Origin of the sequence: Flavobacterium noncentrifugens (genome assembly GCF_900100375.1) — a bacterium.
GTDB lineage: Bacteria > Bacteroidota > Bacteroidia > Flavobacteriales > Flavobacteriaceae > Flavobacterium > Flavobacterium noncentrifugens.
Genome location: NZ_FNEZ01000003.1, coordinates 325,804 through 342,220 on the forward strand (window position 1 = coordinate 325,804; position 16,417 = coordinate 342,220).

At 41.1% G+C, this 16,417-nt stretch carries 12 protein-coding genes; 2 read left to right on the forward strand and 10 right to left on the reverse strand.

Annotated features, from left to right (window positions below; all coding sequences use genetic code 11):
• Positions 1 to 3: 3 nt before the first annotated feature.
• Positions 4 to 768: an MBL fold metallo-hydrolase gene (locus BLS32_RS11070; protein ID WP_091395503.1), complete on the reverse strand. Its 765-nt coding sequence runs from the start codon at positions 766 to 768 to the stop codon at positions 4 to 6.
• Between the two features lie 89 nt (positions 769 to 857).
• Here BLS32_RS11070 and BLS32_RS11075 point away from each other — a divergent pair, with 89 nt between their 5' ends.
• Positions 858 to 2,318 (forward strand): nicotinate-nucleotide adenylyltransferase, encoded by a 1,461-nt coding sequence (locus BLS32_RS11075; RefSeq protein WP_091395506.1) that lies wholly within the window; start codon positions 858 to 860, stop codon positions 2,316 to 2,318.
• 104 nt (positions 2,319 to 2,422) lie between these two features.
• Here the strand turns inward: BLS32_RS11075 and bcp are convergent, their stop codons facing one another.
• Together bcp and BLS32_RS11085 are read right to left on the reverse strand one after the other, a co-directional pair.
• Entirely contained in the window at positions 2,423 to 2,875 is a 453-nt protein-coding gene (gene bcp, locus BLS32_RS11080) for a thioredoxin-dependent thiol peroxidase (RefSeq protein WP_091395508.1), read from the reverse strand.
• Between the two features lie 60 nt (positions 2,876 to 2,935).
• A complete protein-coding gene (locus BLS32_RS11085; RefSeq protein ID WP_091395511.1) occupies positions 2,936 to 3,340 on the reverse strand; it encodes a VOC family protein in 405 nt (134 codons plus the stop codon).
• A 313-nt stretch (positions 3,341 to 3,653) separates the two neighbouring features.
• On the opposite strand from BLS32_RS11085, the gene BLS32_RS11090 reads away from it, so the two are divergent.
• Entirely contained in the window at positions 3,654 to 4,313 is a 660-nt protein-coding gene (locus tag BLS32_RS11090) for an endonuclease III domain-containing protein (protein WP_091395514.1), read from the forward strand.
• A gap of 213 nt (positions 4,314 to 4,526) precedes the next feature.
• Here BLS32_RS11090 and BLS32_RS11095 read toward each other — a convergent pair whose 3' ends face one another.
• The 7 genes from BLS32_RS11095 to BLS32_RS11125 form a co-directional block, all read right to left on the reverse strand.
• Positions 4,527 to 5,111, reverse strand: a complete 585-nt coding sequence (locus tag BLS32_RS11095) for an RNA polymerase sigma factor (RefSeq protein ID WP_091395515.1) — start codon at positions 5,109 to 5,111, stop codon at positions 4,527 to 4,529.
• A gap of 221 nt (positions 5,112 to 5,332) precedes the next feature.
• Positions 5,333 to 6,097, reverse strand: a complete 765-nt coding sequence (locus tag BLS32_RS11100; RefSeq protein WP_091395518.1) for a glycoside hydrolase family 16 protein — start codon at positions 6,095 to 6,097, stop codon at positions 5,333 to 5,335.
• Positions 6,098 to 6,103: 6 nt separating this feature from the next.
• The gene (bglX, locus tag BLS32_RS11105; protein ID WP_091395521.1) at positions 6,104 to 8,386 is read right to left on the reverse strand and encodes a beta-glucosidase BglX; all 2,283 of its coding nucleotides are present in this window, start codon (positions 8,384 to 8,386) and stop codon (positions 6,104 to 6,106) included.
• A gap of 90 nt (positions 8,387 to 8,476) precedes the next feature.
• Positions 8,477 to 10,129, reverse strand: coding sequence for a family 16 glycosylhydrolase (locus BLS32_RS11110; RefSeq protein ID WP_091395524.1), 1,653 nt, complete (start codon positions 10,127 to 10,129; stop codon positions 8,477 to 8,479).
• Between the two features lie 5 nt (positions 10,130 to 10,134).
• The gene (locus BLS32_RS11115) at positions 10,135 to 11,688 is read right to left on the reverse strand and encodes a hypothetical protein (protein ID WP_139171758.1); all 1,554 of its coding nucleotides are present in this window, start codon (positions 11,686 to 11,688) and stop codon (positions 10,135 to 10,137) included.
• A gap of 13 nt (positions 11,689 to 11,701) precedes the next feature.
• Complete coding sequence (locus tag BLS32_RS11120; RefSeq protein WP_091395530.1) at positions 11,702 to 13,177, reverse strand: RagB/SusD family nutrient uptake outer membrane protein; 1,476 nt, start codon at positions 13,175 to 13,177, stop codon at positions 11,702 to 11,704.
• 11 nt (positions 13,178 to 13,188) lie between these two features.
• Complete coding sequence (locus BLS32_RS11125) at positions 13,189 to 16,242, reverse strand: SusC/RagA family TonB-linked outer membrane protein (protein WP_091395534.1); 3,054 nt, start codon at positions 16,240 to 16,242, stop codon at positions 13,189 to 13,191.
• Positions 16,243 to 16,417 lie beyond the last annotated feature (175 nt).

Below are 16,417 nucleotides of genomic sequence, written 5' to 3' on the forward strand. Positions count from 1 at the left end.
GTATTAAATGGAAATTTCTAAATTATCGTAAGCAAGGAAAATGTTTTCAGGAAGTCGTTTTTGTACTTCTTCATGGAAGCCTAAAATGTGGCTGATGTGCGTCAGATAGGCTCTTTCAGGTTTCACCAAATTGATGAAATCGATCGCTTCCTGAAGGTTAAAATGCGTGTCGTGTGGTTCTTCGCGCAACGCATTTACAACTAAAACCTTGACGCCTTTGAGTTTTTGAAGTTCTTCATCGGCAATGGTTTTGACATCTGTTAAATATGCAAAATCATCAATCCGGTATCCGAAAACCTGCAGGCTTCCGTGAAAAACATTTATTGGAATTGCGGTTTTATCGCCAACAGCAAAGGTCAAATTATTTAAAACTTCAACCGGATTTACAGATGGCGCGCCGGGATATTTGTTTTCTGTTTCAAAAATATAATCGAATCTTTTTGAAAGGTTTTCAATAACGCGTTGGTGTGCATAAATAGGCATTGGCCCTTGTCTGAAATTATACGGTCGGATGTCGTCCATTCCGGCAGTATGGTCTGAATGTTCGTGGGTGTATAAAATTCCATCGATCTGGCGACAGCCGCAGCTTAACATTTGTTGGCGAAAATCCGGGCCGCAGTCAATAATGAACGAATGATTGTCCCAATGCACCCAGATGGAAACCCGCAAACGCTTGTCTTTTGGATCAATGCTTTTGCAAACAGGATGATCGCTCCCAATTACGGGTATGCCCTGCGAAGTTCCGGTTCCTAAAAAATATACTTTCAACTGTGTTATTTTTTTACAAAAATAAGACTATTATCTTTTATTAAAACCCTATTTTGCTAACTTTGTAAGCATATATAGCGAGAATATAAATGGATACGGAAATAAAATTAAAAGGTGATAAAGTCATCGAACAAATTCCTTCGGTAAAAGACAAGGCACTTCGAATTAATCTCAACGAAAATATCTACGGTACTTTTGCGGAAATCGGCGCGGGACAGGAAACGGTTCGGCACTTTTTTAGATCGGGTGGTTCGTCCGGAACGATTGCAAAAGCGATGTCCGCGTATGATAAAGATTTTAGCGACGCCATTTACGGAATTGAGGAAGACGGCCGTTATGTCACTGAAAGCCGGCTCAAAAAAATGCTCGGGCATGAAGTAAACCTGATCGAGCGACGTTTAAACCGCGACAAACATCCAAGCAAAATGTTCTTCAGCTATGCCAATACGGTCGCTACGATCGATTTTGCAAAGCAGTTCAAAGGCCATGGCTGGGTCGGAATCCGTTACCAGATAGAGCCTGATGAAGATTACAACGAGATCATCATCCATATCAGATTTAAAGAAACCGATGCTCGTTTGCAACAGGAAACCCTTGGAATTCTTGGTGTAAACCTGATCTACGGTGCATATTATAAATACAACGACCCAAAAAAACTGCTTCGTTATTTATACGACCATTTGGATAAAGACCAGTTGGAGATTGATACGATTAACTTTTCAGGGCCAAGATTTGCCGATGTTGACAACCGATTGATGAGTTTGCAGCTCGTGAAAAACGGAATGACCGATGCGGTAATGTTTGATCCCGAAGGAAAAAATATCCTGCCGGCTTCGATTCTATACAAGAAAAACATTCTTGCTTTACGCGGAAGTTTCCGTCCGGTGACGAAAGTCAACATGGACATGTATGAGAAATCGCTCAAAATGTTCCTCCAGGAAAATAAAGTAGAAGAAAAAAATACATTGGTAATTTTTGAAATTACACTGTCGAATTTGCGCTCTGAAGGCGAAATTGACGAACGTGATTTTATGGATCGAGCCGAATTACTTTGCTCGTTAGGGCAAACAGTAATGATCTCGAATTTCCAGGAATATTATAAAGTGGTCGAATATTTCTCTGCTTATACCAAAGCGAGAATGGGATTGGCGATGGGCGTCAACAATCTTGTCGATATTTTTGACGAAAAATATTACCGTCATTTGAGCGGTGGAATCCTTGAAGCTTTCGGGAAATTATTCTACCGTGACTTGAAAGTATTCTTATATCCGATGCTTGATGAAGACGGAAATGTCATCAATTCTGAAAACCTGAAAGTGCATCCGCGAATGAAAGAGCTGTACAAATTCTTTAAATTCAACGGAAAAGTAGTTGATATTGACGATTTCGATCCACATACTTTAGAAGTGTTTTCACGCGAAGTCTTAAAAATGATCAGCAACGGAAAACCAGGCTGGGAAGGCATGCTTCCAAAAGGTATTGCTGAAATCATTAAGCAGCACCAGTTGTTTGGGTTTGATCCAAACCGGGTTTTGGAGGAGACGAATTAGGCATATTTACAAATCTGGTTCAGTACCTATTTTTAATACAAAAGGGCATAAGTTTTACCGCAACGGTTTTAAACTTATGCCTTTTTCCTTTTTACTTATGCCTTCTATTTCAAAATCTGCGCTGCATGTGCCTTCGTCTTCACATCTGAAATGACATCTTCTATAATTCCGGTTTCGTCGATGACGAATGTTGTCCTGTGGATGCCGTCATAGGTTCTTCCCATGAATTTTTTTGGACCCCAAACGCCGAAAGATTTTATCATTTCTTTGTCTTCATCGGCGATCAATGGAAATGGGAATTTAAATTTATCGCGGAATTTCCCTTGTGCCTTTTGGTTGTCAGCACTTACGCCGAGAAGTTCGTAATTATTGGCTTTGAATCTTTCGAAATTATCACGCAGGTCGCAGGCTTCAGCGGTGCAGCCCGGAGTGTTTGCTTTTGGATAGAAGAAAACGACAAGTTTTTTGCCTTTGTAATCTTCGAGTTGGTGGAATTTTCCGTCTTGGTCGAAACCGGAGAAATCTGGCGCGGCATCGCCTTTTTGTAGTGTGGTCATATTTTTATTTCAATGTTTGGAAATCCTGTGATTGTAGTGATTGTAGTGTATTGCATTACTTTAGGCTGGAAATTTAGATAAGTCCATATAGAAAATCTCCCAGGTATGGCCATTAGGATCTTCAATCGTACGCTGTTGCATAAAACCGTAATCTTTAAATTCGATGGGTTCTGTTCCGCCGGCTTTTAGTCCGCTTTCCACAATGCTATTTACTTCATCTACGCTGCCAGTCGATAATGAAAAAAGCCCGGCTACATTTGATTTCGTATCTGCAATGGGTTTGGTTGCGAATGATGCAAACTTTTCATGCGTCAAAAGCATGACAAAAATATTCTCGCTCCAAACCATGCATTTTCCGGCATCGTCTGAAAATTGGGGATTGTTTGTAAACCCTAATGCCGTGTAAAAGTCCATAGACTTTTGCAGGTGTTTTACTGCTAAATTGATAAAAATTTGTTTTGCCATTTTTATGTATTTAAGTTGATAATTTGCTTATTATTTTGGTGAATTTTGATGTTCAAAAGTAAATAAGCTTCAACATTCTAAAAAGTTTTAATTATGATTAGTAAACATGGAATGCTGAACTGCCTTGCCCCGGATGGCAGCGAAAACCCCGAATTTTGAAAAGCCTGATTTTCCTGGCATTTTGCGGCGACCGGCGGAAGCCCGCAAAAATGGCGTTGGAAAAACAGCTTTTAAAAAGAGGCGTTGCAGCGTACAGCCGGATTAGGCACATCATTTAAATTGTGCTATTTTTACCTTATAAATTTAAGAAAAAATGACGAAAAAAGAACGCGCGGCTTTTGTAATTCGGACGTTAAAAGAAATATATCCCGAAGTTCCGGTACCGCTGGATCACAAAGATGCGTATACATTGCTGATTGCGGTGCTGCTTTCGGCGCAATGTACGGATGTTCGTGTGGACCAGATTACGCCGATTTTGTTTGCGAAGGCCGATAATCCGTATGATATGATCAAAATGACTGTGGAGGAAATCCAGGATATTATTCGGCCTTGCGGCTTGTCACCTATGAAGTCGAAAGGGATTTTTGGGTTGTCGCACATTTTGATTGACAAATATGACGGACAGGTTCCGGCGACTTATGAAGGCTTGGAGGAATTGCCCGCTGTTGGGCATAAAACGGCGAGTGTGGTGATGTCGCAGGCGTTTGGATTTCCGGCATTTCCTGTCGATACGCACATTCACCGGTTGATGTACCGATGGAATTTATCGAATGGAAAAAATGTGGTGCAGACGGAAAAAGATGCTAAAGCCATTTTCCCGGAAGAACTGTGGAATGACCTGCATTTACAGATCATTTGGTACGGAAGGCAATATTCTCCGGCGCGCGGCTGGAATCTGGAAAAGGATATTATTACGAGGGAAATCGGGCGAAAATCGGTTTTGGAAGCGTATTATAAAAAAATATCCCGGTAAGTTCCGGGATATTTTCTTAATTAGCGATCGTTTCGATTTTCATCTTACCCACTTTCAAAAAGCTCAGTGCTTTGGAGTAATTTAATAAAAAAGATATGGTCTCTTTTTTAGGTTTCATAGACGTTTCAACTAATTTTTTTTCAGAGTAAATTTTTGCCATATTGCGTTGTTTGTGTTTGTTAGTACAAGAACGCAATAATTTTCTGAATATTGTTAATTCGTCAAAATAATTTGATGTTTGTCGATTACTTTTCTCAGGTTCATTAAAGCGTAACGCATTCTGCCTAAGGCTGTATTGATGCTAACGCCTGTTAATTCTGAGATTTCCTTGAAACTTAAGTCCTGGTAAATGCGCATGACCAAAACTTCTTTCTGGTCATTTGGCAATTCTTCTATTAATCTTTTTAGGTCATTTTCAACCTGTTCTGAGATCATGCGGTTTTCGATGGTCATCGAATTGTCGGTCATGACAGAGAAGATCGAGAATTCTTCTGTTTCACGATACATCGGCATTTTTTTATTTTTCCTGAAATGGTCGATAATCAAATTGTGTGCAATACGCATCACCCAAGGCAGGAATTTGCCTTCTTCATTATATGAATTTGATTTTAAAGTTTTAATGACTTTAATGAATGTATCCTGGAAAATGTCATCAGAAACATCACGGTCTGCTATTTTTGAATAGATGAAACCGTATATTTTTGATTCGTGTCTGTTAATTAATGTTGCTAAAGCACCTTCGTCACCTGCAACATAATTCTTCACCAATAAAGCGTCGGGGGTTTGAACAGTAGCCATAAAATTACCTTTTAGTTAGTTAAAATTGGGAGAGTGATCTCTAAAAAGTAGTTTTTTATTATAGGCTTGCTGTTAAAGTTTGATTAAATATTACCCAAATATAGCGTAATTAATTTTTAAGAAACAAATATTATTCCAAATTTTAACAATAATCGTGCAATAACTAACATTTTATTAATTTTAACACTTATTATCGTTGTGTTCTATGACGCTTTGTTGATTTATTGATAAACCCTGATGTAATCAACGGTAAATTCCTGTGGAAATATGCTGTCATCAACTTCCGGGCCACCAAAATTTCCGCCTACCGCCATATTTACAATAATGTAAAAAGGCTGGTTAAACGGCCATGAATCCTCGGTTTTTGGCTCAGGCGCAAAGGTAAAAACCAATTGGTCGTCAACATAAAAATCCATCTTCTCTTTCGCCCAGTCAACAGCATATACGTGAAAACCTTCCTCTATGGTTGGAAAATTTGTTTTTTTTGAGCTTGCATGTTCGCCGTGGTTGTCCTGCGTATGCAAAGTCGTGTAAACGGTATGCGGCTCTTTTCCTATATATTCCAAAATATCAATCTCTCCAGATTTTGGCCAGCCTGCTTTATCAATGTTTGAACCCAGCATCCAAAACGCAGGCCAAATGCCTTTTCCCACAGGAAGTTTTGCGCGTGCTTCAATCCTGCCGTATTGGAATTGCTTTTTGCCTTTGGTCGTAATTCGGGTTGAAGTGTATTTGTCGCCTTCCTTTTTTGCCGTGATAACAAGATTTCCATTAACGATTTTGTGGTTTTCTTTCGTATAAAACTCCCGTTCGTTATTGCCCCAGCCGCAAATATTAGGGCAGCCATTTCCGAGTTCGAAATTCCAGACCGATTCATCGAGTGTAGCCGATTTAAAATCTTCCTGCCAAACGAGTTTGCGTTTTTGCTTTTGGGCGACACAGCAATTGACAGCAATCAATGCGAATAATATTATTTTTTTTATCATGTTGTTTTAATTTGAATATTGAAAATTTCCTTCCAAAGTATCTGCAGAATTTGTTCCGATAAAGACTTTGAAATCTCCGGCTTCTGCTTCCCATTTGTTGTTTGCCGAGAAAAACTCGATTGTTTTTTCGTTGATCGTGAAGGTGACTTTTTTATTTTCACCCGGATTCAATTCGATCATTTCAAAACCTTTGAGTTCTTTTACAGGCCGCGTCACCGAAGCGATCAAGTCGGAAATATACATTTGCACGATTTCTTTCCCACGAATTTTTCCAGTATTTTTGACAGTTATCGAAACTTCTGTTTTTCCGCTTTTAGCGAATGTTGATGCGCTGACTTTCAAATCAGAATAAGCAAATTTGGAATAACTCAAACCATATCCAAACGGATACAACGGCGTATTTGACTGATCGATGTAATGCGACCAGAACACACTGTCAGGCTCAGGTAAAACAGGCCTTCCGGTATTTTTATGATTGTAATAAATGGGCACCTGCCCCACATTTCTCGGAAAAGTCATCGGCAATTTTCCGCTCGGATTGTAATCGCCGTATAAAACCTGTGCGATCGCGTTTCCGCTTTGTGTTCCCAATTGCCAAGTATCTAAAATAGCCGGAATATTTTCTGCTGCCCACGGAATTGCAAGCGGACGCCCATTGGTTAAAAGCAAAACAACATTCGGATTTACTTTATATATTTCTTCGAGCAATTCCTGCTGTAGGCCAGGCAACCCGAGTTCGGTACGGCTTCTGCCCTCGCCTGTTTGCAAGCCGTGTTCGCCTAAAACCATCAAAACAACATCAGCTTTTTTAGCAGCTGCAACGGCTTCTGCAAAACCGCTTTTATCCGTTGCATTTACCTTTGTTTCGAATCCGAATAAGGTTCTTCCAACAATAACATCGGCGCCTTTCGCGTAAGTGATTTCGTTGCCTTTGTATTGGTTTAAACCTTCAATGACTGAAATTGCTGTATTGTCCTCTGCGCCAATTCTCCAGCTTCCCAACGGACTGGTTTTGTCGTTTGCCAAGGCTCCTATGACCGCAATTTTTTGTCCTGCTTTTTTAAGCGGCAAAAGCTCGTTATCATTCTTTAATAAGACAATCGATTTTTTAGCCATATCAAGTACCGCTTCCTGGATTTCAGGTTTGCCAATCGTGGCTTTTTCACGGGCTTCATCACAGTATTTGTATGGATTATCAAACAATCCTAGTTCGAATTTTGTCCTCAAAATCCTACGCGCCGCATCATCGATTGTAGTTTCTTTGACTTTTCCTTCTTTGACTAATGTTGCCAGATTACTCACATACGCATAAGATTCCATATCCATATCGGAACCTGCATTGATCGAAAGTTCTGCTGCATGCATACTGTCTTTGGCATAATGGTGCGCGATCATTTCATTCATCGACCCCCAATCGGACACTACAAAACCTTTGAAATTCCAGTCCTTTTTAAGGATTTGGCGTTGCAGCCAGGCATTTCCAGTTGCCGGAATTCCGTTAAGCTCGTTAAACGAATTCATAAATGTTCGTACTCCGGCGTCAACTGAAGCTTTAAACGGAGGAAAAATCACATTCTGCAAGGTATTTTCGCTGACATCTACCGTGTTGTAATCGCGCCCGGCTTCTGCGAATGCATAACCTGCGAAATGTTTGGCACATGCCAATATCGTATTATTTCCGTTGAAATTCTCACCCTGAAAACCTTTGACACGTGCAGCAGCAATGAGGCTTCCCAAGTATGGATCTTCACCTGCGCCTTCCATCACGCGTCCCCAGCGGGCATCACGCGACACGTCGACCATCGGGGCAAAGGTCCAGTTTAATCCTACAGACGAAGCTTCATCCGCAGCGACGGCAGCCGATTTTTGTATGGCTTCCAAATCCCAGCTTGCTGCTTCGGCTAACGGAATCGGGCTGATGGTTTTATAACCGTGAACCACGTCAAACCCGAACAATAACGGAATCCCGAGGCGTGTTTGCTCGACCGCGATTTTCTGCAAAGCCCTGACATCTTTTACACCACGAACATTCAGCATCGCACCAACCAAACCTTTTTTGAGATGGTCATATTTTTGCGCGGCTTGCCCTTCTTTTGGCGCGGGGCCAGTCACATCATAAAATCCGTTGTATTGGTTGAGCTGCCCGATCTTTTCTTCTAAAGACATTTTCTTCAGGAGCGTTTCCACTTTCTGATCTATGGTATTTACGGTTTTCTTCTGGGCATTCGATTGGATGCTAAAAAGCATAGCAAATGCTACAAAGCCGTAGTGGAATTGTATGTGTTTCATGCAGATTTGGATAAGTTGTGATAAAATCAGCCTGCAGGAAAATTAGTGTACACTAACCTTCCCGCAACTGACTCAACAAAATGAAATTCTTTATTGGTAGACTTTAACGTAATCCACTTCCATGGTTGACTGTGTAAATCCCGGTGCAACTGTTCCGCCAAATGTTCCGCCCATGGCGACATTCATGATCAGGAAGAAGTTGGCATTGAATGGTGAATCTGATGTATTTGTATAACTGTGGTAAACCGTGTCATCCACATAAAATTTAATTGTATTTGGACTCCAGATCACTTTATAAATGTGGAAATCTGAAGATGCCGTTGGGACTGTAGTCGATGCTGAATTTCCATTGCCGCCGGAATGTCCGGGATAATGCAATGTTCCCAGAATGACATTTGGAACATTTCCTTTTTGTTCCATCACGTCAATTTCGCCACAGCCCGGCCATGGATTTGTTGAATAGTTAGATCCCAGCATCCAAAGCGCAGGCCAGGTTCCGCCACCTGTTGGTAATTTGGCGCGGAATTCTACTTTTCCGTATTTGAAATCAAATTTTCCTTCCGATTTCAATCGTGCAGAAGTATAATTAAATCCGCCTAACGATTCGGCTTTCGCTGTGATTTTTAAGCTTCCGCCCTGAACGATGACATTGTTTGCAGTGTTGGTGTAGTTTTGGAGTTCGCTGTTTCCCCAACCGTTGTTATTACCCAGATCGTAACCCCATTTTGTGGCATCCGGAGCGCCATCTGTGTTAAAATCATCAGACCAAACCAAGTTTGTATAATCGTCTCCTCCGCCCTGTGTTGGTGGCGACGTAGAGAAAGTATGGTACCAGGCCAAAGACGCGTTTCCGCCCATTACAGCGCGAACAACCATTTTAGTATCGGTAATGGAAAGGATTTCATAAGTTGACTGCCCAATATAGTAACCCATGAAACCGTTGTCTGAAAAGGTCATTTCTGTACCTGTTGTTTCTTCGTTTGCCAATGGATTTTGCGTTACAACAGAACTTGATGGCCCAAGCAGTACATTTTTCTGTCCGCCTGGATTGTAATCATAGCAGCCGTCATCACCACTTCCTCCAACAATGCCCAGGAAATCCTTGTTAAAAAAGGTTTTTCCATGATTGTTCAATTCAAATTTGATATTGTTGCCATCGAGTGTAAATTTAAGTTCGTTGTCGTATAAACAACTGCTCGTTGGCGATCCGGCTTTTTCAAATGGCGCGGCTGCATAATAATTCGGATAAAAATTGTTGTCTGCATTGGCATCATTCTGGCCTACGCCCAAATGTCCTGGTTCTGCAGCTGCCCAATACCATGTTTTGGTAGAACCGCCGGTGAGTTTTTCGACAGTTACCGGATCAGAGAAATCGCTGAAAACGGTCACTTCTATCGTTTTGCTGATTGACAATCCGCCGGTTCCATTTGCCAAAACAGTGACCTGGTATGTATTGACACCATTAGAACTGAATCGTTTTTGCAATACTCCGGTTGCAGAACTTGCAGAGCTTCCGTCGCTGAAAATATATTTGTAGCTGATTGCATTCGATGCTTCTGCGGTAAAATTCACAATTCCGGTTCCGTCACCGTTTGGATTGGCGCTGTCTACACCTTGTACGGTATTTGAAATCACCAGGTTTTCAGGTGCTGCAAGATTGCCAAACTCGGCCGTGTCTTCACAACTCCAAAGTGCCAGGAACAAGACACTTAGTATTCCTATTCGTTTTATATATTTTTTCATTTTTTTTAGTTTGATAGTTTAACGTCGTCAAAATAGTATGTTGCCCCAGTTCCAATATTTCCAAAGTCAAAAAAGAAGATCATTCTTTGGTAAGCATTTGCATTGACAATTCCTGAAAAGTCATAAGTAAGCTCTTCCCAGCCATTAGCAACGGTAGTAGTGGCATCTTTTTCAATATTGATCGTGGCTCCGTTGAGCAGGTTTTCAAGTTTTAATTTGACGATCTTGCCCGCTTGTGGAGACCATACTTTAATTTTGATTTTCTGCATTTCGGAAAAATCGATCGGATCTTCGAGTGCAATGAACGAACCGGCATAAGTTACTGCCCCATTAGCCTTAAGCACTGTCGCAACATGAGCCGACGTATTGATTCCGGTGCTGTGCGGATTGGCAATTACCGATGTTGGTGCGCCGCCGAATTCTGTGAAAGTATAATCAAGAGTAGCCGATTCAAATGTGAGCGGCAATTCTAAAACATCTGCACCTGATGCCATTTCTACATCATCAAAATAATAATCGGCACCAGTTCCCTGATTACCAAAATCGAAGAAAACCACGAGTCTTTGGTAATCAATTACAGTACTCACTCCCGTAAAATCAAAAGTCAATACTTCCCAGCCATTTGCAACGGTATTGGTCACATCTCTTTCAATATTAATCGTGTTGTCGGCAAGATTCTCGAGTTTCATTTTTACGACAATTCCGGCTTGTGGTGACCACACTTTGATTTTAATGCGTTTCATTACAGAAAAATCCAATCGCTGGCCCAATTCAATAAAAGAACCAGCCCAAGTTTCTGCACCTCCGGCTTTGCTAAGTTTGCCCACCTGCGCGCTGTTATTTCCAGCATCTATACGTGGATTATTCACTACTGATGAATTGGCGTTTCCAAAATTTGTGAAGATGTATGAGGCTGCAGGCAATTCAAAATTGATTGGAAGCAGGATCGGATTGTTGATCACAACGGTTTGGGTATACTCAGAACTTGCTGCGCCGCCGCTGTAAGCTACAACTTTTATAGTGTAAGTTCCGGTCGCGCTGTAAGCATGTGATGCGATTTGATCCTCATTGATTTGTACCGGCGTTTCTGTATTAGATTCGCCAAAAAACACTTCAAAATAAGTTTCAAAATCTGCTTTTGCAGTGACGTTGACCTTAAAAGGATTGCCTGGTTCGGCAGTTACTTTTACATCAAGATTTTCGGGTGCGATGAAAGAAACCGTCAATTTTTGGGTATAAGCCGTTTCTTTTCCATTGATGCCAATCCCGGTAAATTTGACATCGTAAACACCTTCAGCGTACTTGTGTTTCGCAAATTCACCTGAAAGAATCTCTGCAGTTTCTACTGATCCGTCGCCAAAATCGATCCTGTAAACCGTAGCCCCTTTTCCGTTTGGCCAAATCGTCACTTCGCCCGAATTGTCTTGTTTGATCGTAAATAACGCCGATAAATCTGTTGGAGCAGCCGCACTGTCTATAAAATTGGTATCGTTGTCATCGTTACATCCCAACAGCATCGCCATCAGGAATAAGCTAAAAATATATTTTAAATTTTTCATATCTGTTGGTGTATTAGTATCCTGGATTTTGCTTCCAATTGCCGTTTGCAAACTGAATTTCCTCTATAGGGACGGGAAACAATTCATTTTTTCCTGTAACAAATCCGTCGATTTCTGTGCCTTTGCCTGTACGAACCAAATCAAAAAATCGATGGCCTTCGCCAACAAGCTCTACCCTTCTTTCTGTCCAGATCGAATTGATAAGCGGTTGTCCAGAGGCTGTGATGTCATGGCTGTTGTCACCAAATGCGCGACGGCGTACCTGATTGAGATATTCCCTGGCTTTTGCATCGCTGATTCCACCTCGGCTGTTGGCTTCAGCTGCCATTAACAATACATCTGCATATCGGATCGCCCTGTAATTGTTAGGATTTGTAAGATTTACATCGCCCGGCGCATCTGTAGTCCGGGTTCTTGGAAGGTATTTTTTGTTGAAAAAGCCAGTATGCTTGTAGCCTACGCCATACGTTGCGTTATTGGCTGCAGCCCAGGCTACAATATCGAGTATCGCTACATCTTTTCTTTTGTCGCCAGGCTCGAAAGCGTCTACCACTTCCTGTTGCGGAACATTGAAACTGTAACCTGAAGAAAACATTGGCCCACTGTAATTTCTGATGCCGCTAAATCCTACAGCTACATTTCCTTCGCTGCATTGAAGGCAGTCAAAACTGGCGCCTTGTGCTTCGCTGTATTGGATTTCGAAAACCGATTCAGGGCCGTTTTCGCCTAAATTTTCGAAAATCGAACCGTAATCCGCTACCAGTGAATATTTGCCGCTGCCAATCAAATCTTCAAAAACAGCTGCTGATTCAGCGAATTTTTCATGGTACAGATACACTTTTCCAAGCAACGCCTGAGCAGCGCCTTTAGTTGCACGGCCTGTTTGTTCTGCATTTGGGGATAGATTATCAACGGCAAACTGAAGGTCTGCTTCAATAGATGTATAAACATCGTTTACCGGAGATCTTGGAATCAAAGTGACATCGATCGGAAGAAATCTTTTGTCGCCTTTCATCGGGATCGGGCCAAACCATTTGACCAGTTCGAATTGGAAATAAGCCCTGAGGAAACGCGTTTCCCCAATGACCTGGTTTTTATTCGGAAAATCTGTTTTGTCCTTAAATTCCAGGATATAGTTGGCACGCTGTACACCGGCGAACATCCAATCCCAGATATTTTTCAGGTTTGGATTTACAGGCGTGTGGGTCATGTCGTCAATTTGCTGAAATCCGATGACATCTGTTGCGCTGCCACCACCGGAAGCCGTGTTGTCTGAGGCAATTTCGCCAAGCAAAACATTTACATAGCTCGCATGTAATAGATCGTAAGCGCCGATAAGTGCCTGGTTGTATTCGGCTTCGGAATTAAAATAATTCTCAGAACCAATGGTATATGGTGCTTCCCTGTCGACAAAATCGTCGCTGCAGGAAATGCTTATTAGTCCGAATACAGCTGCAAAAGCGACTGTCTTAAATATATATTTTTTCATGATGTTTAAAATTAAAAGTTAAGGTTTACACCGAACATGTACGTTCTTGGCGTTGGGTAAAAACCGTAATCAATACCTCCGCCAATCGCTGCTCCACTGGTCGCTGCAGGGTCAAATCCTTTGTATTTGGTGAAAGTATACACGTTATTTACGGAAGCATAAAGCCTTAATTTTGTAATGAAAGCCTTTTTAGTAAATTCTGGATTCAGGGTATAGCCCAATTGGATATTCTGGATCCGGTAAAATGAAGCATCTTCGACAAAATAATCTGAAAAGAGGTCGTTAGCCGTTGCACCTGTCGTGACCCTTGGCACGGTGTTGCTTGTTCCCTCGCCTGTCCATCTGTCGAGCACATAATTCAATTTGTTGACATCGGTAACCGATCTTTCATAGTTTCTCACCATGTCGTTTCCTAACGAAGCATAGGTGTACACGGCAAAATCAACACTTTTGTAGCTTAGGTTCAGGTTTAATCCCATCGTACAGTCTGGCAATGGGCTTCCCACTTTCGTACGGTCATCAAAATTAATCACACCATCGCCGTTGATATCTTTGTACCTGATATCGCCGGGAGCCGCCGGTGCGCCTAAAGCTGCTTGTGAGGGATGTGCGCTTACTTCGGCTGCATTTTGAAAAATCCCGTCGGTTTGCAATCCGTAGAAATAGCCGATAGGCTGTCCTTCTTGCATTCTTGCGATTGGCTGTTGCCCGATCCCGAAATTTCCAGCTTGAAGATAGCCGGCATCGCTCCTTACCTCTGTCACAACATTTTTAATTGTCGTCACATTGTAATTGACGTTAAAATTAAAGTCCTTCCCTATTTTATCGGTATAGCCAACAGAAAACTCAAATCCGTTATTTCTTGTTCCACCCGCATTTACTACTGGCGGGCTGCTACCTGGTGCAGCAGCTCCTGCAATTCCAGATACTTGTAACCCCGTAATCAATAAATTTGATCTGGTTTCGATAAAATAATCCGATACGATATCTACTTTATTATTGAACAATTTCAGGTCGATACCCACATCAAATTTCTTGGCTTGTTCCCATTTTACGGCATAATTCGGCAGTCCGCCTACTGCAGTTCCGTTTACCAGAACATTATCAAATACATAAGTAGCTTCTCCGTTTAGCAAACCGATATACTTATTTTGCTCAATCTTATCATTACCAAGTATACCATAACTTCCGCGGAATTTCAGGAAGTTCAGCACATTAGAATCTTTCAAAAAGTTTTCATTGGTAGCAACCCAACCCGCTGTAGCGCCATAAAAATAGGCTACGGTGTTATCAGGTCCAAATTTCGTTGAAGAATCGCGGCGTCCAAATGCTGACAGTAAATATTTTCCATCAAAATCATACTGCAATCTTGTGAAATAAGAATTCAGGCGTTCATCATAATTATAAGAATTAACGTCGCGAGCGCCACCTGTACTCACGCCAGTTGCAAGTACTAGATCGGCAAATTCCCAGGAATTATTAGGCACATCATAACCTGATGCATACAATCCGTTACCCCATTCTTTGCTATTTGCAGTACCTAAAGTAAACGCGAAATTGTGTTTTTCGGCAAATATTTTTTTATACGTCAGATACAAATCAAGATTATAGCGGTTGTCGTTAATGGCATTTTGATCTACGCGGCTTCGGCCAACATCGAAAACTTTACCGCCATAACTCACCATTTTCGCGAAATTTCTACTTTCAGAGTTTGAAGTATTAAAACCAACCCTTCCGGTAAATACAAGGTCTTTAAAAACATTATAGTCCAAAGAAATGCTTCCAAAGATCTTTTTCAGATTATAATCGTTAAAAGTATTGTCGATTTGAGCCAATGGATTAATGACTTCAATACCAAAGCCTGGTGTACTGGGAACCAGCGAAAAATTATTGTTTTCATCCCTTGGCTTAAGCACTGCCGGCATATTAATCGCATTAAATAAAACCGATCCTATGGCGCCTTCGCTAAATGAATCCCTGTTTAAAAAAATGTAGCTGGCATTGGTTTGCAATTTTAATTTACTGGATAGGTCAGCAGTTAAAGCCATGGTTAAACTATTTCTTCTGAAATCTGCTTTGTCCCCACCAATAATTCCTTCTTGATACAAATGGGAACCGCTTACGCTATAAGTGATTTTATCAGAACCGCCTGAAACACTAAAGTCATGGCTAATGATTGGTGCACTATTATTAAAAACCTGATCCTGCCAATCAGTTCCCTTACCAAGACCAGAAACATTTGGATAAGGCAATGCCTGCCCACCGTTTGCATAACTTTCATTTAAAAGTAGGGCATATTCGGTAGCATTGAGCAATTTCATTTTTTTGGTGGTTTGCTGCATACCAACATAAGTATTGTATGAAAATGCAGTTGCCCCGTTTTTCTTTCCAGATTTTGTTTTGATTATCACAACACCATTTGCACCTTGTACACCGTAAATACCGGCTTGGGCATCTTTTAGAACTGTGATAGACTCGATATCTGATGGGTTGATGAGACTTATATCACTGATATTTCCATCAATAATGATGAGAGGCGAATTATCATTATTACTACCAATTCCTCGGATTCTGATGTTTAATCCAGCTCCCGGCGCACCTGATTGCGATGTCACGTTGACACCTGCAAGCGTTCCTACTAAGGCTTGTTCTGCTTTAATGGGCTTTAGTTTTTCGATTGTGGTTCCACTTACCAAACCAATAGCACCGGTAACATCCTTTTTTCTTTGGCTGCCATATCCGATAACCACGACCTGTTCCAACGATTGTACATCTTCCTGCAAATCGATTGCCACTGATGGATTGCTCCCGGAAACTTTGAATTGGGTTGATTTGAATCCGAGATAGCTAAATTCCAGAACGGAACCTGTAGGCACATTCTTTAGGGTGAATTTACCATCAAAGTCGGTCGTTGTACCTAAAGTGCTGTTTTTTACCTGAACATTGACACCAGGAATCGGAGATCGATTTGTCGATTCATTTACAACGCCTCCGATATCATAACTCTGGGCAAACCCAAAAGCCGACAGAAGCAGAAAATAAATTAAGAGATAATTTGATTTCATAAGTTAGTTTTTTGTGAATCCTAAAATTAGAACTGTTTTTTAAGAATTATTTAATAAATACCTCAACAAAAAACATACATCTTAAAAATAATGAAAAATTTTTCCGATTGAATAAAATGAAGCCAGCAACGATAACGTTTTCTTAAGAATTTGTTAATCTGAAAAAAATCTTAAA